This is a genomic window from Pseudomonas sp. 1L-C-7-B-C1 (genome assembly GCF_057291635.1).
The window spans coordinates 212,894-234,487 of sequence record NZ_JBXAWH010000012.1 but is presented as its reverse complement, the minus strand read 5'-3'; the positions used below and the strand labels follow the sequence as shown (position 1 = coordinate 234,487).

Below are 21,594 nucleotides of genomic sequence, written 5' to 3'. Positions count from 1 at the left end.
GCTTTAACCGGGAAGGCGTAGGTGGTCACTGCGCAAATCGATGGCGCCCGCAACGCCCTCTTCCTGGCGGAAGCTGGTCCTGCCGCCATTATTCATTGTCGCACCGGACTTACTCCGCGAGCATGACCCGATTGCGCCCCTCCTGCTTGCCTTCATACAAGCGCTGATCCGCCCGGTTCAGCGCATCCCGGAAGGCCTCGCCATCCTTGAGAATGGCCACCGCAAGGGTCGCCGTCAGGGTCAGGCTCACCTGCCTGATCTCGCCGGCTTGCTCGTTGATGCGCATGAGTATCCGCTCGGCGATCAGCCGGGCTTCTTCGAAGGTGGTGTTGGGCATCAGCACCAGAAACTCTTCGCCGCCCCAGCGCGCGGCGATGTCGGTGGTACGCACGCACCCGGCGATGACGTCGGCCACCTGCTGCAACACCACGTCGCCCATGTCGTGGCCGTGCTGGTCGTTGATCTGTTTGAAATGATCAATGTCAATCAGCACCAACGCCGTAGGGATCTCGCGTCGCCCGCCGCCCAACTGGCGCAGGCGCTGCAGCACGCGCCGCCGGGTATAGAGGTTGGTCAGGCTGTCGCGGTGGGCGGAGTGGTAAAGGTTCATGTGCATCGACAGGTTGAAGCGCACCGACAATGCCGTGGCGTGCAGCAACAACGCCGTCGCGGTCAGCGCGTTGGCCGCACCGAACAGGTCCTGGACGTTTTCGCTGATGCTGACGACGGGCACTTTGTTGCGCATGAGGTACCCGCTCACGGTGACGATAAGCACCGCAGCGCTCAGGCAGCCGCGGCGCACCGGTGATGAATGAAAGCCGAAGGCGATGATCGGGACAATACAGAACACATAGAGGTGGAAGTTGCTGTCCCAGCCGAGCCTCCAGGTGGCGATGGCGGCGTGGGCGATGATTTCGATGCAGATGAGCATGCCGGCGCATCGATACAGCCGGCGCTTGATTGCCAGCAGACACGCGATGTAGGCCATGACGCTCGCCGCGTTGGTGACCCACATCACGGGCAGATCCACGATCAGGAACAACCCCAGCAGCAGCACGTGTATCGCGAACGCGATCTGCACGATCGGGATGATGTGTTTCCAGTATTCAACGGTGGCTTCGCGAGTGACCTGAGTGCGGTCATCGGCGGTAAGGGTATTCATCAGGCTGTCTCGGAAAAAATAAGTACGGTGGTATAGAAGGTAGCTAAGGACAGCGTCCGGGGTGACGCCATATCGCGACTGGGAATAGCGTTGATTCCAATTTAATCTGCTTGCAGACCTTTGAATCTTCAGCATTTTTAAAATTTAGGCATTTTGCCATCATTTTATTTTTCGCCCGTATAAAACTAATTAAAAAGCGCGAAGGTCATTGAAGTAAGTGCAAGGATTCTTGCGTTCAGTCAATGACTAAAGGAACTGCCGCCATGATTCGCGATGACCGAGTAACACCCGCTGGCTACGACGATCCCGTCTACCGAGGCACTGCTGTTGCCCCTTTGCTCAAACGTATTTCCTGGGGCGCCATTCTGGCCGGTGTGGTTCTCGCGCTCGTGGTCTCGCTGATGCTCAGCTTGCTGGGCACCGCCATCGGCAGCGCCAGCATTGACCCGCTGCAGGAAGCCGACCCGCTGGCGGGCATGGGCAAAGGCACCGGCATCTGGCTGGGTGTGAGTATGGTCATTTCCCTGTTCGTTGGGGGCTGGGCCGCCGGCCGGCTGGCCCATCGTGAGGGCGCCTTCCACGGTATTCTGGTCTGGGCCAGTGTGTCCCTGATCAGCGTTTACCTGGTGTCCAGCGCCGTGACCGGCGTCGTGCGCGGCGGCCTGAACCTGGCGGGCAGCGGCCTGTCGGCGGTGGGCAACGGCATCGCGCAAGTGGCCCCGGCCGTTGGCGGCAAGATTCAGGAGCAACTGCGTGCCCAGGGCATCGACTTCAATCTGGACGATATCCAGGGTGAAATCGAACAAGCCATGCGTCAGACCGGCAAGCCTGAGCTGGACCCTAACCAGGTCAAGCAGGACGTCGCCACCACCCAGCAAGACGCTAAAAACACCGCGCAGCGCAGCGCTGAATCTCCGCAACAGGCTGATGAGCAACTGAGCGGCTTGCTCGACCGTCTGAAAGCCAAGGGCGATCAGGCGTGGGATGCGGCTGACCGTCAGGCCTTCGTCAACCTGATCAAGGCCCGTGGCAACAAGACGGACGCCGAAGCCAACCAGATCGTTGATCAGGCCCAGGCCAGCTACCGCCAGGCATATGCCAAATATCAGGAGCTGAAAGCCCAGGCCGAACAGAAAGCCCGTGAAGCGGCTGACGTCGCGGCGAAAAACATTTCCCGCGCCGCCTGGATCCTGCTGACCACTCTCGTGGTTTCTGCCCTGGTGGCAGCCGGTGCCGGTGCAATGGGTCGTCGTACCCAACCGGCTGCGAAGATCGTCGGCGCCGTCTAAGCATCGCGCGTCACGCAAAAAAATGGCCCGATCCTGTGATCGGGCCATTTTCGTTGCGCGGGCCACTCTCCCCCGTCCATCGGCAATTGCGAGGCTCAATCCTGAGACAGAATGCACCGCAGTAACCCCGGGAAGCGGATATCCAGCTCATCGGTGCGCAGGGAATTCATGTGCGTGGTGCCGACGTTGCGCGTGTGCACCAGGCCGGCGTCGCGCAAGACCCGGAAGTGATGGGACATGCTGGACTTCGGTCGACCGCCGTCGAGCTCGCCGCATGTGGCCTCGGCCACCGAGGAAAGACAGCGAACGATTTCGAGGCGTACGGGGTCACTTAATGCGTAAAGCAAACGCTCAAGTGTGAGTTCGGTCGGTAACGGATGTTTGAAGGCGCGCATGCCGCGCATCATAGCGAGGGGTTTCATTCTTCGCCATATTTCGAATACTATCGAACAAGCGAATTCAATCATCAGGAGTTATTTCCATGTCTGCATTGTTCGAACCCTTCACGCTGAAGGACGTAACCCTGCGTAACCGCATTGCCATCCCTCCAATGTGCCAGTACACGGCGGACGACGGCGTCATCAACGAGTGGCACCACGTTCACCTCGCGAGCATGGCCCGCGGTGGTGCGGGCCTGGTGGTCGTCGAAGCCACTGCCGTCTCCCCTGAAGGCCGCATCACCCCGGGTTGCGCCGGCATCTGGAGCGACGAACACGCCAAGGCGTTCATTCCTGCCGTGCAGGCGATCAAGGCAGCCGGCTCGGTTCCGGGCATCCAGATCGCCCACGCCGGTCGCAAGGCCAGCGCCAACCGTCCATGGGAAGGTGACGACCACATGGCCGCCGATGATGCCCGTGGCTGGCAGACCATCGCGCCCTCGGCCATCGCCTTCGGCGCCAACCTGCCGAAAGTCCCTCAGGAAATGACCCTGGACGACATCGCCCGGGTCAAGCAGGACTTCGTCGACGCTGCACGCCGTGCCCGGGAAGTCGGCTTTGAGTGGATCGAACTGCACTTCGCCCACGGTTACCTGGGCCAGAGTTTCTTCTCCGAACACTCCAACCAGCGCACCGATGCCTATGGTGGCAGCTTCGACAACCGTAGCCGCTTCCTGCTGGAAACCCTCGCCGCCGTGCGTGAAGTCTGGCCGGAAAACCTGCCGCTGACCGCGCGCTTCGGTGTGATCGAGTACGACGGCCGTGACGAGCAGACCCTCACCGAATCCATCGAACTGGCGCGGCGCTTCAAGGCCGGCGGTCTTGATCTGCTGAGCGTCAGCGTCGGTTTCACCATCCCGGAAACCAACATCCCATGGGGCCCGGCCTTCATGGGCCCGATCGCCGAACGCGTACGCCGTGAAGCCGATATCCCGGTGACCTCGGCGTGGGGTTTTGGCGATCCGAAACTGGCTCAGGCCGCCGTGCAGAACGGTCAGCTGGACCTGGTGTCGATCGGCCGTGCTCATTTGGCGGATCCGCATTGGGCTTATTTCGCCGCCAAAGAACTGGGCGTCGACAAAGCCTCGTGGACCCTGCCTGCGCCCTACGCGCACTGGCTGGAACGCTATCGTTAAGCGTCCCGCTTAAAAAAATGCCGCCCTTGAGGCGGCATTTTTATTTGTCGACGGCACTGGTTACTATCCGCTGCCGGCCGCCTGTGGGTGCGCCCTGCCCGATTTGAATTTCCTGCCAGGACCTGCCGATGATCAGAGAGTTGAAAACCTTCGTCTGCGTCGCGCGTCGAGGCACCTTTGCAGCGGCCGGGCGCGAGGTCGGGCTGACGCAATCGGCGGTCAGCGCGCAAATCAAGAACCTCGAGGATACCTTGGGCGTCGCCCTCTTTGATCGCACCGGCCGCGCAGCTACCCTCAACGCTGCCGGACAACGCGCCGTGGCACTGGCCGACGAAATACTGCAGTTGTTCGGGCGCATGGGCAGCCCCGACAGCGCCAATGATTTCCGCGGCGCGCTGCGCATCGGTGCCATTAGCACGGCGCAGACCGGCATTCTGCCGCAAGCCCTGGTGTTGCTGCGCAGCAAAGCGCCGTTCATCGAAGCCAGCCTGGTGCCGGGGGTGTCGCTGAACCTGCTCAGTCAAGTGGACGCCGGCGAGCTCGACCTGGCGATCATGATCAAGCCGCCCTTCTCCCTGCCTAAAGAGCTGCACGCCGAGGTCATCGCCAAAGAACCTTTCGTGCTGATCACGCCATCCGGCATGCAGGGCGACGACCCTCGGCAGATCCTCAGCGACCATCCCTTCATTCGCTACGATCAGCGCTCGTTTGGCGGCCGCCGGGTCACGCAGTTCCTGCGCGAGCGCAAACTTGAGGTGCGGCAAACCCTGGAGCTCGACGAACTGGACGCTATCGTCAAGATGGTCCGCGCCGGGCTCGGCGTGTCGCTGGTGCCCATGGCCGGGTTATGGCTGGAGCACGCCGAGGACGTGCGGATCATCGACCTGAGCGAGATGACGTTCTTTCGCGAAATCGTGCTGGTGAGCAAGTACCTGCAGCGGGACACGCCGCTGCTGGATCTGTTTCGCCGTTGCGTCATCGATGCCCTGGAACACCCGGCGCGCTGACCGCTACCTCGCAACCGATTACTTGGCGAAAAGCTGGCTCATGTCTTTGAACGCCTTGAATTCCAGCGCGTTGCCGCACGGATCGAAGAGAAACATGGTGGCCTGCTCGCCCACCTGGCCCTGAAAGCGGATGTAGGGTTCGATCACGAACTTTGTTTCGCGGGTGCGCAGACGCTCCGCCAGCGCCTCCCATTCTGCCCAATGCAAGATGATGCCGAAATGCGGGACCGGCACGTCGTGGCCGTCCACTGCATTGGAATGCACGGATTCCTGAGAGGTGGTTTTCGGGTGCTCGTGGATGACCAACTGATGGCCGTAGAAGTCGAAATCAACCCATTGCTCGCTGGAGCGGCCTTCCGAGAGACCAAACACGTCGCCGTAGAAGTGGCGCGCGGCGGCGAGGTCATAGACAGGAATGGCGAGGTGAAATGGCGAGAGGCTCATGTACGGGTCCTTGGGTCGGAATGAATATGCGTGGATTGTTGACCTAAAAGCATCCGGCACAAAAGCGCATATTTTCTCTGCTGAGCCTCGGGAATTTTGATCAATCGCGTCCGCCCTCGAGCGTTTCCGACACATCGCTTCGGCCTTGATAACTGTCCCCAACTTATTGGGACGCTTCTGACGCTCACGTGGGGTGCCGGGGGCAGTTTCTCGACCGATTGTCTGATTCCATTCCTAAAAAGGCCTCTTTTGCCCGGGAAGGCATCCATCTATCGCAGCGCCCGCCGATAGACCGGCAGACACAGCGTAATCCTTTCCCCGCAATTGCTTGAAGGCCCGTACGGCATGACAAAATCCCTGAAATTCAGCCACAAGATTCTGCTAGCGGCCTCGCTGGTGGTAATCGCCGCATTTACCTTGTTCACCCTCTACAACGATTATCTGCAACGCAATGCCATCCGGGATCAGTTAAGGGAAAGTCTGAACCAGATGGGCGAAAGTACGGCCGGTAATATTCAGAACTGGATGTCGGGACGCATCCTGCTGGTGGAAAACGTCGCCGAGGGCGCCGCCGTTTCGCCGTCGCCTGAAGTATTCAACCGCCTGCTCGGTCAGCCGACGCTGATCTCGACGTTCATGAGCATCTATCTGGGCAAGGCCGATGGCTCGTTCGTGACGCAGCCGCCCGACGACATGCCCGGCGATTACGACCCGCGCACTCGTCCGTGGTACACCGATGCGCTGAAAGCCGGCAAGACCACGTTGACCGAACCCTACCTGGACGCCGTGACCAAGGGCCTGATCGTGACGATCGCCACGCCGGTCAAAGGCGCTTCCGGCATCGCCGGGGTCGCGGGCGGCGACCTGAGTCTGGACGTGTTGGTGAAGATGATTGGCGCGCTGCGCCTGCAGAACGACGGCCATGCCTTCCTGGTCGATGCCAATGGCCGCATTCTGGTGCATCCGGACACCTCGCTGGTGATGAAAACCCTGGCCGAGGTCTACCCGAGCGCTACCCCGCGTTTGTCCAGGGACATCAGCGAAAGCGAGCACGCCGGCAGGACCGAAATCATTACCTTTGCCCACGTTGACGGTCTGCCGTCGGTCAACTGGTACGTCGGCATCGCCGTGGACAAAAGCCAGGCCTACGCTGCTCTGGGGGATTTCCGTAACTCGGCCATCGTCGCCACGATCATCGCCGTGGTCCTGATCATCCTGCTGCTGGGCGTGCTGCTCAACGTGCTGATGCGTCCGCTGAACACCATGGGCCGCGCCATGCATGACATCGCGGCAGGCGAAGGCGATCTGACCAAACGCCTGGAAATTCTCAGCCAGGACGAGTTCGGTTACCTGGGCAACGGCTTCAACCTGTTCGTGGAGCGGATCCATGACTCGATGCGCGAAGTGGCCTCCTCCACCGTGCAGCTCAACGAAGTCGCGCTGCGCGTGGTCAGCGCGTCGAACTCTTCGATGCTCAACTCTGACCAGCAAGCCAACCGCACCAGCAGCGTCGCGGCGGCCATCAATGAGCTGGGTGCTGCGGCCCAGGAAATCGCGCAAAACGCCGCCATGGCTTCCGGGCATTCCAGCGATGCGCGCAGTCTGGCGTCCAACGGTCAGGCCGTGGTCGGTCAGAACATTCAGGCCATGAATCGCTTGTCGACGCGCATCAGCGGCGCCAGCGAGCAGATCGAACAGCTCAACGCCAAGACCGCCAACATCGGCCAGATCCTTGAAGTGATCACCGGCATCTCACAGCAGACCAATCTGCTGGCGCTCAACGCGGCCATCGAAGCGGCGCGCGCCGGGGAAGCCGGACGCGGATTTGCCGTGGTGGCTGACGAGGTCCGCAGTCTGGCGCACCGCACCCAGGAGTCAGCGAGCCAGGTTCAGAAAATGATCGAAGAGCTGCAGCACGGCGCCCGGGAAGCGGTGGCGATCATGAATGACAGCCAGCGCGAGAGCCATGAAAGCGTGAGCATTGCCAATCAGGCCGGCACCAGCCTGGAAAGCGTGACGGTGCGGATCGGCGAGATCGACGCGATGAACCAGTCGGTCGCCACGGCCACCGAGGAACAGACCTCGGTGGTCGAAGCGATCAATGTGGATATCACTGAAATCAACACGCTGAATCAGGAAGGTGTGGAAAACCTGCAAGCCACCTTGCGCGCCTGCTCCGACCTGGAACGTCAGTCGGTGCGCTTGACGCAGTTGGTGGGCAGTTTCCGTATATGAGGCGCGACGGGGCGCAGTTCATCGCAAATCCGACGCTTGATCGGGCAGTCCTTGCGAAAACAGCGCTCCGACGAAATGATGGCACTAAGGCATCACTGGTGATGTCATAGTCCGGTCAACCCACCCTTTTGGTGCAACATGCTTTCCTTTGTCATTGATCGACCCGGCCCAAACGACGCGCAACTTCTCGCCGAGGTCGATCGCACCATCCTGTCGCGTTTTCGCAGCCTGCGGTTCAGTACCGAGCTGGAAAGCCGTTACGAAGTCGAGACACTCGAGCAACGCCGGCAGTTTCTGACCGCAGTGGGCATCGGCGGCATCCTCATCTACAACCTGTTCATGGTCAGCGACTGGCTCAGCCTGAACGACATGTTTACCTACGTGGCGCTGGGCCGTGTCTGCCTGATGACGCCGATCTTCGTCATCCTGTTAGTCATCGCGCGGCGCGCCACTACCCGACAGGTCGTCGAAACAACGGCAGCCATCGGCACCGTGACGTGTTCGGTGATGCCGCTGGTGGCGATGATTTACAGCGAAAGCCCGTTCCGCTTGCACTACCAGTTGGGGATGCTGCTGATCATGGTGTATTGCACGGTGATCCAGCAGGTGCCGGTACGCTGCGCGGCAGTGGCCATGGCCTGCATGCTGGTCATCCAGTTGGTAACGACTTATGTCGCAGACTTCGCCGACTACAAGATCTGGCAGGCCAACGCGCTGCTTTTCTTCTCTGCTGGCGCGTTGCTGATGATGGCGTCGTGGTTTCTGGAGCACGGCAGTCGGTTGAGCTACCTGTTTGCATTGCGCGGGCGGTTGCTGCGCGCGCAGCTGGTGGAACTGGCGCGCATCGATTCACTGACGCAGTTATTCAACCGGCGTTTTCAGGGCGAGGTGCTGGCGTCACTGTGGAGCCGAGCCGCGCAGACGCCCATGAACGTCGCGGTCATCCTGCTGGACATTGATCACTTCAAATCCTACAACGACAACTACGGACACCTGCAGGGCGACACTTGCCTGCGGCTGCTCAGTGGCGTAATCCAGCGCACCGCGCAGAAGGCCGATGCCCTGACCTTCCGCTTTGGCGGCGAAGAAATCCTCGTGCTCATGACCCACGCCCACCCGGCCCAGGCCAGGGCGCTGGCGGAAAACCTCCGTGCAGCAGTCGCCGCGCTGAACGTTCCCCACCCGGTGCTGGGCGATGGAGCCAGGGTCACCATCAGCCTCGGTCTCGCCATTGCCAGCGCAACGCACACCAGCGCCGAAGTGCTCATCGCCATGGCCGACAAGGCGCTCTATGCCGCCAAAGGCGAAGGCCGTGACTGCCTGCGCTGCGCTCCTGCTGAAGTAGCCTGACGAGCCCTGCCAGCAAACGGCGGTCCCGACTGAATGACTGCGATCACCCTGTGGGACCGGCTTTAGCCGGGAAGACGTCGACATTCATGTCGCTAAATCTGCGGGGCACACACGGGCCTCTTCCCGGCTGAAGCCGGTCCCACTAAAAAGCATCGCGTGCATCCAGAGTCACTGGCTGAACGCGAACTTTGTGGGAACCCAGATCCACCCTCCTGCTCACCCAAGTGACAGAAAACCACAACCTTCCAAACGTCAAATAGGTGACACAACAAACAACCTAAATGTGCCGACCGTCACAAAACGACGGTTTCCCGACGTACGGCTACAACTTTTCCGTTCCGCTAGGTCATACCTGCGTGCACGCCGATTGGAAATTGGCACGCAGCGAGACCCCAGCCTGTGACCGGAGATAAGTACATGATTTTTAACGTCCAAAATTTTGGCGCCAAAGGAGATGGCGTTTCTGACGACACCGCGGCCATTCAACAAGCGATTGATGCCGCAGCGGCTGCCGGCGGAGGACAGGTTTATGTACCCCCCGGGACCTACATCGTGTCAGGCGGTGAGGAACCTTCCGACGGTTGCCTCATGCTCAAGAGCAACGTCTACATGTACGGCGACGGCATGGGCGTCTCGAACATCAAGGTAGCCGACGGTTCGGACACCAAAATCACCGGCATCATCCGTTCCGCCTATGGCGAAGAAACCCACGACTTCGGCCTGAGCAACCTGACCCTCGACGGCAACCGGGACAACACCACCGGAAAGATCGACGGCTGGTTCAACGGCTACATCCCCGGCAAAGAAGGCTACGACTCCAACGTCACCCTTGACGGCGTGGAAATCAAGGACTGCTCCGGTTACGGCTTCGACCCCCACGAACAGACCGTCAACATGGTCATCAAGAACAGCGTGTCCCATGGCAACGGCCTGGACGGCTTCGTCGCTGACTTCCTGAGCGACAGCACCTTCGAAAACAACATCGCCTACGACAACGATCGCCACGGTTTCAACGTGGTCACCAGCAGCCACGATTTCACCCTGAGCAACAACGTGGCCTATGGCAATGGCGGTGGCGGCATCGTGGTGCAGCGCGGCAGCGAGAACATCCCTTCGCCGAACAACATCACCATCACCGGCGGCGAGGTCTACGGCAATGGCGCCGAAGGCGTGCTAATCAAGCTGTCCAGCGAGGTCACCATGACCGGCGTCGACATCCACGACAACGCCAGCGCCGGTGTGCGCATCTACGGCAGCAACAACGTCGACGTGATCAACAACACGTTGAGCAACAACGCACTGGGCGGCGGCGTACCGGAAATCATCATTCAATCCTACGACGACACCAACGGCGTTTCGGGCAAGTATTTCAACGGCAGCGACAACACCATCCAGGGCAACACCATAAACGGCAGCGCCCTGTCGACCTATGGCGTGGCCGAGCGCAACGAAGACGGCACCGACCGTAACGCCATCATCGGCAACACCATCAGCCACACCACCAAGGGCGACACCCTGTTGTACGGCGATGGCAGCTACGTCAGCGCGACCGTGCCCGTGGTGGCGGTTCAGGGCACCGACGGCAATGACACCCTGCTGGGCAGCGACGCCAACGAGATCTTTTACGCCGGCGCGGGTAATGACACCGTCAACGGCGGTGGCGGCAGCGACATCCTCATCGGCGGGGCCGGGATCGACAAGCTGACCGGCGGCGCAGGCGCGGACATTTTCCGCTTCACCAGCGAAACCGACAGTTACCGCACCGCGACCACCAGCTTTGATGACACCATCACCGACTTCGACCCGAGCCAGGACAAGATCGACCTGGCCGGCCTGGGCTTCACCGGCCTGGGCAACGGCCGTGGCGGCACCCTGCAGATCAGCTACAGCGCCAGTAACGACCGCACCTACATCAAGGATTACGATGCCGACGCCAACGGCAATCGCTTCGAACTGATCCTCGCCGGGAATCTGGTCAGCGCCCTGACCGCCGACAACTTCATCTTCAACCGAACCCTTACGGGCACGACCGGCAATGATTCGCTGCAGGGCACTGACGGGGCCGACACACTGCTGGGCCTTGCCGGCACTGACAGCCTGGCCGGCGGCGGTGGTGACGATCGTCTCGATGGTGGCGCCGGGCAAGACACCCTGAGTGGTGGCGCGGGCGCTGACACCTTCGTGTTCTCCAGCCGCACCGACAGCTACCGCAACTACAACGCCGGCGGCGCGAATCTGGGCGACGTGATCACCGATTTCGACGTCACCGCCGACAAGATCGACCTCTCCAAGCTGGGCTTCACCGGCCTTGCCGACGGCATGAACAACACCGTGTACGCGGTGCTCAACGATGCCGGCGACAAGACCTACATCAAGTCGTTGACCGCCGATGCCGAGGGCAATCGTTTTGAAGTCGCGCTCGTAGGCAACTACCTCGACAAACTGACCAGCGCCAACTTCGTGTTCGCCACTGCGCCGACGGTGAATCAGGCGCCCGTGGTGGCCAATCCGTTACTGGACCAGAACGCCACCGAAAACACGCCGTTCAGCTACGTCGTGCCAGGCACCAGCTTCACCGACCCGGACAACGACACCCTCAGCTACACCGCGACCCTGGCTGACGGAACGGCCCTGCCAGCCTGGCTGACCTTCGACGCCGCAACCCGCACTTTCAGCGGCACCCCGGGCGACACCGCGTCGGGCACTTACGCGATCAAAATCACTGCAAGCGATGGGAGCAACGCCACTGTCAGCGACAGCTTCACACTCGCCGTGCAGGACGTCCCTGTGACGCCGGGCGTCATCAACGGCACGCCGAACAACGACACGCTGACCGGCACCACCGGCAACGACCAGCTCTTCGGCGGCGCGGGCAATGACACCCTCAATGGCGGCGACGGCAACGACATCCTCATCGGTGGCGCCGGTGCCGACAAACTCACCGGCGGCGCAGGGTCGGACGTGTTCCGCTTCACCTCCACCCAGGACAGCTATCGCACGGCGACCACCAGCGCCAGCGACCAGATCCTCGATTTCGACGTGGCCGCCGACAAGATCGACCTCTCGGGACTGGGTTACACAGGCCTGGGCAACGGCCTCAACGGCACGCTGCAAGTGACCTACAACGCCAGCACCAACCGCACCTACGTCAAAGACAACGTGGCGGACGCCAGCGGCAACCGTTTTGAGCTGTCGCTTGCGGGCAACCTGGCCGGCAGCCTCAACGCCAGCCATTTCGTCTTCGCCGACCAGAACGTGCCCAGCAACGTCGCGCCGGTGGTAGTGATTCCGCTGCTGGACCAGAACGCCACGGAGAACTCTCCGTTCACTTACGCGGTTACCAGCAACAGCTTCTCCGACGGCAATAACGACGCGCTGACCTACACCGCGACCCTGGCCGACGGCAGTGCCCTGCCCGAGTGGCTCAGTTTCGACAGCACCCGCCTGACCTTCAGCGGCACGCCGACCAGCACCGCTTCGGGCAACTACACGCTGCTGATCAAGGCCACTGATCCGTCCGGCGCGTCGGTCAGTGACAGCTTTGCCCTGGCCGTGGCCGACGCACCGGCCAGCACCATCACCGGCACTGACAATGCAGAAACCATCACCGGCACGGTGGGCGCGGACCTGATCCTCGGCCTGGGCGGCAACGACACCATTCGCGCCGGCGCAGGTCCGGACATCATCGACGGCGGCGCAGGACGCGACTCGCTGTACGGCGGCGATGGTGCCGACACCTTCCGCTACACCAGCGTGCAGGACAGCTACCGGGACTACAACACCGGCGGCGTCACGGCCACCGACACGATCTACGACTTTACCCACGGCGTGGACAAGATCGACGTATCGACCCTGGGTTTCCTCGGTTTGGGCGACGGCAGCAACGGCACGCTTTACCTGAGCCTGAATGCCGCCGGCGACAAGACGTACATCAAATCGAGCGTGCCCGATGCTGACGGTCACCGCTTCGAGATCGCCCTGAGCGGCAACTACCTGAACACCCTCACGGCCGACGACTTCGTGTTCGGCTCGCGGGCTGACCAGGACATTCTGTTCCTGCCGACCCTCGGGCAATCCAACGCACGTCTGCTGCGCATGACCGAAGACGACAGCCAGTCCGGCACCACCATGCTGGTCGACGGCCTGAGCAAGTACACCACGTACGACGTGCGCAGCCAGTTCAACGATGCGGACGGCAATGGCATCGACATCGCGGTGGGCGGCAGCACGGTCAACGGCATGTCGACCCTCGGCGCCGAAGAATTGAAGCTGTGCTGGTGGCTGACCGACATCGACCAACCGGGCCCGGCCCTGTTGCGCGCCGTGGCCCTGTTGAACGACCAGCTCACCGAGCTTAAGTCGATCGACAACGTGACCATGGGCATCATCTGGGGCCAGGGCGAGGAAGCGGCGCAGGAAATCGCCCGCGCTTCGGACAAGGAAGCGGCTGCGGCGGCGTACAAGGCGGCGACTTTGTCGGTGTTCGATTACCTGCACGCGCAGTTCGGCAACTTCAACGTGTACATGATGGAAACCGGTCACTACGACCAGGACGCAGCCCGCGCCCGTGGCTTCTCGGAAGAGAAGATCGCCGGCATCGTCGAGGGCGTCGGCTATGTCCGTGCCACCCAGGAAGCGATTGCCGCCCAGCGTGACGACGTGAAGATTGCGGTGGATTACACCGACCTGCCCCTGCGCCACGAAGTCGACCCGCTGGTCTACCCCGATGACGTCTGGCACCTGCACGAAGAGTCTGCCGAGATCGTCGGTCAGCGTCTGGCCGACTACATCGCCGACGACCTGGGCTTCAAGGGTGACCCGAGCGACAACAACAGCGTACAGGCGATCTTCGACGGTGCGCAGAACGAAGGCGGCATGATCTTCGGCACCGACCAGGCCGACACCCTGGTGGGCTCGTCCGGCAATGACACGCTGGATGGCGACCTCGGCGCCGACAGCATGAGCGGTGGCGACGGCAACGACATTTACATCGTCGATAACGCCTTCGACAGCGTCACTGAAAGCAGCGACTCGCCGTCGCAGATCGACACCGTGCAGGCGTCGGTCAGCTGGACCCTCGGCGCGAATCTGGAAAACCTGGTGCTCACCGGCGTTTCAGCCATCGACGGCAACGGCAACGAGCTGCGCAACTTCATCACCGGCAACGCGGCGGCCAACGTCATCGACGGCGCAGGCGGTGCCGACAGCATGAGCGGCGGCAACGGCAGCGACACGTACTACGTCGACAACAGCGGCGACAGTGTGATCGAAACCAACGCTGATCGCGTCTCGGGCGGCATCGACAGCGTGCACAGCACCCTGGCGACGTTCACCCTGGGCGCCAACGTCGAAAACCTGTACATCGACAGTGCCGATGCGGCCAATGGCATCGGTAACGCGCTGGACAACGTACTGTTCGCCGGCATCGGCAACAACGTGCTGGACGGTCGCGACGGCAACGATACGGTGTCCTACTTCAGCGCGCAGGCCGGTATCACCGCCACCCTGTCGACCTCGGCCCAACAGAACACTGGCGGCTCGGGCCTGGACACGCTCAAGAGCGTAGAAAACCTGATCGGCAGCGCATTCGCCGACAGCCTGACCGGCAACAGCGGCGCCAACGTGCTCAACGGCGGTGCGGGCAACGACACGCTGATCGGCGGTTCGGGCAACGACCGTTTGATCGGCGGTGCAGGCACCGATTCGCTGACCGGCGGCACCGGCGCAGACACCTATGTCTTCGACTCCGTTGCCGACATGGGCGTTGGCGCGTTGCGCGACGTGATCAATGGCTTCAAGAGTGCCGAGGGCGATCTGCTCGACTTCAGCGCCCTGGACGCCAACCCGCAGACACCGGGCATCGACGCCTTTACCTTCATCGGCAGCAACGCCTTTGACAGCAACGACGCGACCGGGCAACTGCGCTTCGCCGACGGGATCCTCTACGGCAGCGTCAACGCCGATGCGACCCCGGACTTCGAAATCCAGCTGGTCGGCGTCAAGGAGCTGCACGTGACTGACTTCGTTGCCTGATTGATCGCCTGAAAACCAAACGGCCTCCGCAATGGAGGCCGTTTTTTTTGATGGATGGCGTACTCAGTGGCCCCTTCCCGGCTAAAGCCGGTCCCACTGAAAGCATCGCGTGCATCCAACCTAACTGGCTGAAACTCGGACGCTTGGTCAGCATTTACCGTGTAGGACCGGCTTCAGCCAGGAAAGCGTCAGCACGCACACCGCAAAATGGAGGGTATACACACCGGCCTCTTCCCGGCTGAAGCCGGTCCCACTCACGGCATCGCGTGCATCCAACATGACTCGCTGAACCCTGCCCCACTCACAGCATCGCGGGCATCAACCGCCTTTTTTGCGCTGTTGCCAGGCAGCTGCCAGCCCGCTGAGGCAGATGATTGCGATGCCGGCCTGGGCGGCAAGCGATGGCGAGTGGTTGAAGACGATGTAGCCCCACAGCCCGGCGAAGACGATCTGACAGTAGCCGAACGGCGCCAGCATGGCCGGCGCGGCGAAGCGGAACGCCTGGGTCAGCATCAGGTGCGCGACCATGCCGCAGGTGCCCAGCGCCAGCATGAACGGAATGTGCTTCCACTCCGGTGACTGCCAGAAGAACGGCACGATCGCGCTCATCAACAGGCTGTTGAACAGCCCGGCGAAAAAGTTGCTGGTGGTCGGGCTGTCGTGGGCCGCGACCAGACGGGTCAGCAACTGATAGCAGGCGAAACAGAACGCCGAGCCCAACGGCAGCAGCACCGCCGGCCGGAACAGCTCGCCCCCGGGATGGACGATGACCAGCACCCCGCTGAAGCCCACCAGCACGGCGATCCATTGCCCGCGGCTGACCGTCTCCTTGAGCAGTGGCACCGACAGCGCCGTGACCAGCAGCGGCGCGAGGAAGTTGACCGCCGTTGCTTCGGCAATCGGAATGAACATCAGGCCGCTGGTGAACAGCAGGCTCGTGCCCAGCAGGCATACCGCGCGCAACGCCTGCAAACCCGGGCGCTTGGTGCGCAACACACGCAGGCCCGATGACGGCATGAAGATGCACGCCATCAGCCCGGTGTGCACCACGTAGCGCACCCAGACCACCATCATGATCGGGTAGATACCGGAGAGGTACTTGGACAGCGTGTCGTGACTGGAAAACAGAAAGGTCGCAAACAGAATCAGTGCGATGCCTTTCAACGGCTGGTTGACGCCGGAGAGCGGCGTGCTGGTGGTGCTCATCTGCGTTCCTTTGGCCTTGCGTGAATGCGGGTCTGTCCCTTGCCGTGTCGAGCGCCGGCTTTCGTTCGAGGAGCCCAGCCTCAGCAAGAATATAGAAGCCGTCGCCGGAGCACCAAGCAAACATGACCAGGCAGGTGTTTTTCTGACTGCCTGGGTCAGGCCTTTCCGCTTGCCCGGATTTGCCGCAGACTGCCGCTCTCGTTGGCTCGGAAACGGACGCTCAGTGGACCGCATTCAGGAAATGACCCTTTTCGCCGCCGTCGCCGAAGGCCCCAGCTTCGCGGCAGTGTCGCGCAACCTGAACGTGTCCACGGCGACGGTGACCCGCGCCGTCGCGCAGCTGGAGGCGCGGCTCGGCACCTTGCTGATCGTGCGCACCACCCGCCAGTTGCGCCTGACCGAAGCCGGCGTGCGCTTCGCCGACGATTGCCGCCGCCTGCTGGCCGATCTGCACGAAGCCGAAAACGCCGCCGCCGGCATTCATGGGACGCCGCGCGGGTTGCTGACGGTAACCGCGCCGCAGGTGTTCGGCGACCTGCACGTCACGCCGATCATGACCGACTACTTGACTCAGCACCCTCAAGTGCAGATCCGGGGCCTGTTGATGGACCGGATTGCCGGGCAACTGGAGGAAGGCATTGACGTGTCCGTGCGCATCGGCGACCTACCCGATTCGTCGATGACCGCCATTCAGGTCGGCACCGTCCGCCGCATGGTCTGCGCCTCCCCCGCCTATATCGCCGCCCATGGCTCGCCGCAGCATCCCGGCGACCTCATTGAGCGCGAAACCGTTTCCGTGATGATCACCGGCCGCAGCCCCGACTGGACCTTCCGGATCGAAGGCCAGCATCAGGAAGTGAAAGTCAGGTCGCGGTTGTCGATGACGTCTTTCACCGCCTCCATTCATGCGGCGGTCGATGGCTGGGGCCTGACCCAGGTGCCGTCCTATCAGATCCGCCGACACTTGCAGGCCGGCACGTTGTGCGCCGTGCTCGAAGATTTCGAGGTCAGGCCGATGCCGGTGTACGTGGTCTACGTCGAAGGGCGACGGGGGTCATCCAAAGTGCGCTCGTTCGTAGATTTCTGCGTCCAGCGGTTGCGCGCTGATCTGGAGTACAGCGCCGGGCCGAACTGAGGGCGGGACGGACTACCCCAAATATCGAGTCAACCCACCATCCCGTGGGAGTCGAGCTTGCTCGCGAAGGCTTACTCTCAGTCCCAAAAAAGTGGCTGAATGCATCGACTTCTTCGTGAGCAAGGTGGAGCGCCACCCCGGTCACTCCCACCGGACACCCCAGTCTCTCCCTACCTACTGAAATAGGGGTAGAGTGGTCGCGCTGGCTCCGTCATCCTTCGCCACAGCAACACAAGGAACGGGGCGCTTTCCATCAATGACCTGAAGGAAGACTCGCGTGAATCCATCGTCTCACCCAGCGAACATTGCCGAACTGATCGTCGCCGCCATGGGCGCCGGTCAGAAAATCACTGACATTCTCCCTGAATACGTCCCCGCCGATGCGGCCAGTGCCTACGCGCTCCAGCGCGAGATTCTGCGTCTGCGCGACACCACTGTGGGCGGGTGGAAGGTCGGCGCCAAATCGCCGACCGGGCCCATCAACGGTGCGCTGCTGCCGGACGACGGTATTTTCGCCAGCGGCAGTCAGGTCGAGTGCGTCGACTACCCTTCGCCGATTCTGGAGCTGGAAATCGCGTTTCGTCTTGGCCGCGAATTCGCCCCTCGCGAAGAGGCGTATTCGGATGAAGAAGTGCTGAGCAGCATCGCCACGATGGGCGCGACCATTGAAGTGGTGTCGAGTCGTTTCGCGGCCTGGCCGAAGATCGAGCCGCTGCTGGCTTTGGGCGACCTGCTCAACCATGGGGCGTTGGTCATCAGCGAATTCATCCCATACGACGCCAACTTCCCTTTCGTTGAACCGGCGCTGAGCTTCACGTATGGCGATGAAGACATCGTGCCGGGCGACGGCGCAAATCCGGCCGGCGACCCGCGGCGTTTGCTGCCGTGGCTGGTCAATCACCACACACAGAATGGCTTGAACGTGACGCCGGAGATGGTGATCACCACCGGTTCCTACACCGGGATGTACAAGACCAGCGGGCCGGGCCTGGCGGTCGGGCAGATTCGCGGACTGCCGGCGGTGTCGGTGGAGTTGATTTAGGTTTCTCGCTCACCATTGGTGGGACCGGCTTTAGCCGGGAAGACGTCGGTGCATCCAACCTACCTTCAGCGCCAGCTACGGCCCCTTCCCGGCTAAAGCCGGTCCCACTAAAAGCATCGTGTGCTTTCTGCCCTATTCCCGCCGACGCGGGTCCTACCTAAAGCAGCGTGCGCTGTCTGGGCTGTTCCCGGCTGAAGCCGGTCCTACCGACCGCGCACGACGTGTGGGACCGGCTTTAGCCGGGAAGCTTTTGGATCAAGCGCAGGGATCACGGCTCACCCCTGCCGCCAGTACCCCGGCCGGTTGTACACCTCTTTCAGAAACGCGATAAAGAACCGGACTTTCGCCGGCAGGTAATGCTGTTGCGGGTACACGCCCTGGATGTCGTAACTGGGCAAAGCGAACTCATCCAGCACGGTGAGCAGCGCACCGCTTTCAACCTCGTTCTGAATCTCCCACGTCGAACGCCAGCTCAGGCCCAGCCCGCGCTTGGCCCAGTCATACAGCAGCTCGCCATCGTTGCAGTACAGATTGCCCGCCACCTTGATCGCCACCGGCTTGCCCTCGCGCTGAAACGTCCAGCCGCGATGCTGGCCGCCCTGCAGGTTGAACGACAGGCAATTGTGCTGCGCCAGATCCTCAAGCACCTGGGGAAATCCATGCTCGGCGAAATACGCCGGCGAGCCACAGACCACGCGTTTGTTGGCGTACAGCTTGATAGCGACGTAGTTCGGGTCCAGCACCTCGCCAATGCGGATGCTCATGTCATAGCCCTCGCGCACCAGATCCACCACGTTGTCGGTGAGGTTGAACGAGAGCTGCAGATCCGGGAACCGCGCCTGGAATTCCGGCGCATGGGGCGCGACGTGCTGACGGCCGAACCCGGCCGGTGCCGACACCACCAAGTGCCCACGCACGCTGGTTTCGTTCTCGCTGATGCTGGCGTCCAGTTCCTCAAATGACTGCAGCACCAGCTTGGCGTTTTCCAGATACGACTCCCCCGCATCGGTCAGGGTCAGGCCCCGCGTCGAGCGATGTATCAGCTTCACCCCCAGCCGATCCTCCAGCGCACTCAGTCGCCGGCCCATGATCACCGGCGTCACGCCCTCCACCAGCGCCGCGGCGGCAAAACTGCCACGGGTGGCCACCAGGACGTAGCTGCGCAATTCCGTATAGCGATCCATTCGATACTCCAGATACCGATAGAACGGATAAAAACAGCCATTCACAAACCATCGGATTCAAATCAGGCTGTTTACGTACAAAAACTATCGAGTTCAGGAGACTAACAAATGACCGTCATGAGAGCCATCGAAGCCGCCGTTCTGGTGATGCGTCGCGAAGGCGTCGACACCGCCTTCGGTATTCCGGGTGCCGCGATCAACCCGCTGTACGCCGCCTTCAAGAAACTCGGCGGCGTTGACCACGTACTGGCGCGCCACGTCGAAGGGGCTTCGCACATGGCCGAGGGCTACACACGTGCCATCGCCGGCAACATCGGCGTGTGCATCGGCACCTCGGGCCCGGCCGGCACCGACATGATCACTGGTCTCTATTCAGCCTCCGCCGACTCGATTCCGATTCTGTGCATCACCGGCCAGGCGCCGCGCGCACGGATGCACAAGGAAGACTTCCAGGCCGTGGACATCGCCAGCATCGCCGCACCGGTGGCCAAGTGGGCGACCACAGTCATGGAGCCGGGCCAGGTGCCCTATGTGTTCCAAAAAGCTTTTCAATTGATGCGCAGCGGTCGGCCTGGTCCGGTATTGATCGACCTGCCGTTCGATGTGCAGATGGCCGAGATCGAATTCGACATCGACGCCTACGAACCGCTGCCGGTGGTCAAGCCCCAGGCCAGCCGCAAGCAAATCGAAAAAGCCCTGGCGATGCTCAACGCCTCGGAACGTCCGCTGATCGTCGCCGGTGGCGGCATCATCAATGCCGATGCCTCGGACGCGCTGGTTGAATTCGCCGAGCTGACCGGTATTCCGGTGATTCCGACGCTGATGGGCTGGGGCACGATCCCCGATGACCACCCACAAATGGCCGGCATGGTCGGGCTGCAGACCTCTCACCGCTACGGCAACGCGACAATGCTGGAGTCCGATCTGGTCCTCGGCATCGGTAACCGCTGGGCCAACCGCCACACCGGCACCGTGTCGGTGTACAGCGAAGGCCGCACCTTCATCCACGTCGACATCGAACCGACGCAGATCGGCCGTGTGCTGACGCCGGATCTGGGCATCGTTTCCGACGCCGGCGCAGCCCTGGCGATGTTCATTGAAGTGGCACGCGAGTGGCACACCGCTGGCAAGCTGAAGGACCGCAGCCACTGGCTTGCGAGCTGCCAGGAACGCAAGCGCACGCTGCAGCGCAAGACCCACTACGAGAACATCCCGGTCAAGCCGCAGCGGGTGTACGAAGAAATGAATCAGTACTTCGGCAAGGACACCTGCTACATCAGCACCATCGGCCTGTCGCAGATTGCCGGCGCACAATTCCTCCACGTCTACAAGCCGCGGCACTGGATCAATTGCGGTCAGGCCGGCCCGCTGGGCTGGACCATTCCGGCGGCACTGGGCGTGGTCAAGGCGGACCCGAGCCGCCAGGTTGTCGCGCTGTCAGGGGATTACGATTTCCAGTTCATGATCGAAGAACTTGCCGTCGGTGCGCAGTTCAAGCTGCCGTACATCCACGTGGTGGTGAACAACTCCTACCTCGGGCTTATTCGTCAGGCCCAGCGCAATTTCGACATCGACTACTGCGTGCAGCTGGCGTTCGACAACATCAATGCGCCTGAGCTGGAAGGCTATGGGGTCGATCACGTCGCGGTTGCCAAAGGCCTGGGCTGCAAGGCAATCCGCGTGCTTGACCCGGCGCACCTGCAGGCCGCTTTCGCCGAAGCCACCAGCCTGATGCAGCAGTACTGCGTGCCGGTGGTGGTGGAGATCATTCTCGAGCGCGTCACCAACATTGCGATGGGCACCGAAATCAATGCGATCAACGAGTTCGAGTCCCTGGCCGAGAGCCGCGCCGACGCTCCCACCGCCCTCAGCCTGTTGGACTGATCGCCCCCGGTTATCCAAGAAAAAGAGCCCAGAACAAGAAGGAGTACGTC

At 61.9% G+C, this 21,594-nt stretch carries 14 protein-coding genes and 1 pseudogene; 10 read left to right on the top strand and 5 right to left on the bottom strand.

Annotated features, from left to right (window positions below; genetic code table 11):
- Positions 1-109 precede the first annotated feature (109 nt).
- Positions 110-1,162 carry a GGDEF domain-containing protein gene (locus AC0Z8Z_RS19410; protein ID WP_485620179.1) on the bottom strand — a complete coding sequence of 351 codons (1,053 nt, stop codon included), beginning with the start codon at positions 1,160-1,162 and terminating at the stop codon, positions 110-112.
- Positions 1,163-1,425: 263 nt separating this feature from the next.
- Here AC0Z8Z_RS19410 and AC0Z8Z_RS19405 point away from each other — a divergent pair, with 263 nt between their 5' ends.
- Positions 1,426-2,451 (top strand): hypothetical protein, encoded by a 1,026-nt coding sequence (locus AC0Z8Z_RS19405; RefSeq protein WP_485620178.1) that lies wholly within the window; start codon positions 1,426-1,428, stop codon positions 2,449-2,451.
- Between the two features lie 95 nt (positions 2,452-2,546).
- On the opposite strand, the gene AC0Z8Z_RS19400 is transcribed toward AC0Z8Z_RS19405, so the two are convergent.
- Complete coding sequence (locus AC0Z8Z_RS19400; RefSeq protein WP_205487495.1) at positions 2,547-2,846, bottom strand: ArsR/SmtB family transcription factor; 300 nt, start codon at positions 2,844-2,846, stop codon at positions 2,547-2,549.
- 86 nt (positions 2,847-2,932) lie between these two features.
- Here AC0Z8Z_RS19400 and AC0Z8Z_RS19395 point away from each other — a divergent pair, with 86 nt between their 5' ends.
- Together AC0Z8Z_RS19395 and AC0Z8Z_RS19390 are read left to right on the top strand one after the other, a co-directional pair.
- Positions 2,933-4,024 carry an NADH:flavin oxidoreductase/NADH oxidase gene (locus tag AC0Z8Z_RS19395; RefSeq protein ID WP_122625138.1) on the top strand — a complete coding sequence of 364 codons (1,092 nt, stop codon included), beginning with the start codon at positions 2,933-2,935 and terminating at the stop codon, positions 4,022-4,024.
- A gap of 128 nt (positions 4,025-4,152) precedes the next feature.
- A complete protein-coding gene (locus AC0Z8Z_RS19390; protein ID WP_485620177.1) occupies positions 4,153-5,031 on the top strand; it encodes a LysR family transcriptional regulator in 879 nt (292 codons plus the stop codon).
- 18 nt (positions 5,032-5,049) lie between these two features.
- Here AC0Z8Z_RS19390 and AC0Z8Z_RS19385 read toward each other — a convergent pair whose 3' ends face one another.
- Positions 5,050-5,475 carry a VOC family protein gene (locus AC0Z8Z_RS19385; RefSeq protein WP_122537172.1) on the bottom strand — a complete coding sequence of 142 codons (426 nt, stop codon included), beginning with the start codon at positions 5,473-5,475 and terminating at the stop codon, positions 5,050-5,052.
- Positions 5,476-5,820: 345 nt separating this feature from the next.
- On the opposite strand from AC0Z8Z_RS19385, the pseudogene AC0Z8Z_RS19380 reads away from it, so the two are divergent.
- From AC0Z8Z_RS19380 to AC0Z8Z_RS19365, 4 genes and pseudogenes are all read left to right on the top strand, one after another.
- Positions 5,821-6,855, top strand: a pseudogene (locus AC0Z8Z_RS19380) (HAMP domain-containing protein); the annotation flags it as partial.
- A 15-nt stretch (positions 6,856-6,870) separates the two neighbouring features.
- The gene (locus tag AC0Z8Z_RS19375) at positions 6,871-7,710 is read left to right on the top strand and encodes a methyl-accepting chemotaxis protein (protein ID WP_485620194.1); all 840 of its coding nucleotides are present in this window, start codon (positions 6,871-6,873) and stop codon (positions 7,708-7,710) included.
- 138 nt (positions 7,711-7,848) lie between these two features.
- The gene (locus AC0Z8Z_RS19370) at positions 7,849-9,060 is read left to right on the top strand and encodes a GGDEF domain-containing protein (protein WP_485620176.1); all 1,212 of its coding nucleotides are present in this window, start codon (positions 7,849-7,851) and stop codon (positions 9,058-9,060) included.
- Positions 9,061-9,477: 417 nt separating this feature from the next.
- Positions 9,478-15,093, top strand: a complete 5,616-nt coding sequence (locus tag AC0Z8Z_RS19365) for a putative Ig domain-containing protein (protein WP_485620175.1) — start codon at positions 9,478-9,480, stop codon at positions 15,091-15,093.
- A 318-nt stretch (positions 15,094-15,411) separates the two neighbouring features.
- On the opposite strand, the gene AC0Z8Z_RS19360 is transcribed toward AC0Z8Z_RS19365, so the two are convergent.
- A complete protein-coding gene (locus AC0Z8Z_RS19360; RefSeq protein WP_122537176.1) occupies positions 15,412-16,299 on the bottom strand; it encodes a DMT family transporter in 888 nt (295 codons plus the stop codon).
- Positions 16,300-16,522: 223 nt separating this feature from the next.
- Between AC0Z8Z_RS19360 and AC0Z8Z_RS19355 the strand changes: the two genes are divergently transcribed.
- Positions 16,523-17,434, top strand: coding sequence for a LysR family transcriptional regulator (locus tag AC0Z8Z_RS19355; protein ID WP_485620174.1), 912 nt, complete (start codon positions 16,523-16,525; stop codon positions 17,432-17,434).
- A 277-nt stretch (positions 17,435-17,711) separates the two neighbouring features.
- Positions 17,712-18,476: a 2-keto-4-pentenoate hydratase gene (locus AC0Z8Z_RS19350; RefSeq protein ID WP_485620173.1), complete on the top strand. Its 765-nt coding sequence runs from the start codon at positions 17,712-17,714 to the stop codon at positions 18,474-18,476.
- A 275-nt stretch (positions 18,477-18,751) separates the two neighbouring features.
- Here AC0Z8Z_RS19350 and AC0Z8Z_RS19345 read toward each other — a convergent pair whose 3' ends face one another.
- The gene (locus AC0Z8Z_RS19345; protein WP_172612088.1) at positions 18,752-19,660 is read right to left on the bottom strand and encodes a LysR family transcriptional regulator; all 909 of its coding nucleotides are present in this window, start codon (positions 19,658-19,660) and stop codon (positions 18,752-18,754) included.
- A 108-nt stretch (positions 19,661-19,768) separates the two neighbouring features.
- Here AC0Z8Z_RS19345 and gcl point away from each other — a divergent pair, with 108 nt between their 5' ends.
- Positions 19,769-21,544 (top strand): glyoxylate carboligase, encoded by a 1,776-nt coding sequence (gcl, locus tag AC0Z8Z_RS19340; RefSeq protein ID WP_485620172.1) that lies wholly within the window; start codon positions 19,769-19,771, stop codon positions 21,542-21,544.
- Positions 21,545-21,594 lie beyond the last annotated feature (50 nt).

What these genes read in the sequence shown, in the direction of transcription:
- AC0Z8Z_RS19375 (WP_485620194.1), top strand. Translation starts at nt 6,871, where the DNA reads ATGCGCGAAGTGGCCTCCTCCACCGTGCAGCTCAACGAAGTCGCGCTG.
- AC0Z8Z_RS19395 (WP_122625138.1), top strand. Translation starts at nt 2,933, where the DNA reads ATGTCTGCATTGTTCGAACCCTTCACGCTGAAGGACGTAACCCTGCGT.
- AC0Z8Z_RS19410 (WP_485620179.1), bottom strand. Translation starts at nt 1,162, where the DNA reads ATGAATACCCTTACCGCCGATGACCGCACTCAGGTCACTCGCGAAGCC.
- AC0Z8Z_RS19400 (WP_205487495.1), bottom strand. Translation starts at nt 2,846, where the DNA reads ATGCGCGCCTTCAAACATCCGTTACCGACCGAACTCACACTTGAGCGT.
- AC0Z8Z_RS19390 (WP_485620177.1), top strand. Translation starts at nt 4,153, where the DNA reads ATGATCAGAGAGTTGAAAACCTTCGTCTGCGTCGCGCGTCGAGGCACC.
- AC0Z8Z_RS19370 (WP_485620176.1), top strand. Translation starts at nt 7,849, where the DNA reads ATGCTTTCCTTTGTCATTGATCGACCCGGCCCAAACGACGCGCAACTT.
- AC0Z8Z_RS19405 (WP_485620178.1), top strand. Translation starts at nt 1,426, where the DNA reads ATGATTCGCGATGACCGAGTAACACCCGCTGGCTACGACGATCCCGTC.
- gcl (WP_485620172.1), top strand. Translation starts at nt 19,769, where the DNA reads ATGACCGTCATGAGAGCCATCGAAGCCGCCGTTCTGGTGATGCGTCGC.
- AC0Z8Z_RS19385 (WP_122537172.1), bottom strand. Translation starts at nt 5,475, where the DNA reads ATGAGCCTCTCGCCATTTCACCTCGCCATTCCTGTCTATGACCTCGCC.
- AC0Z8Z_RS19360 (WP_122537176.1), bottom strand. Translation starts at nt 16,299, where the DNA reads ATGAGCACCACCAGCACGCCGCTCTCCGGCGTCAACCAGCCGTTGAAA.
- AC0Z8Z_RS19345 (WP_172612088.1), bottom strand. Translation starts at nt 19,660, where the DNA reads ATGGATCGCTATACGGAATTGCGCAGCTACGTCCTGGTGGCCACCCGT.
- AC0Z8Z_RS19365 (WP_485620175.1), top strand. Translation starts at nt 9,478, where the DNA reads ATGATTTTTAACGTCCAAAATTTTGGCGCCAAAGGAGATGGCGTTTCT.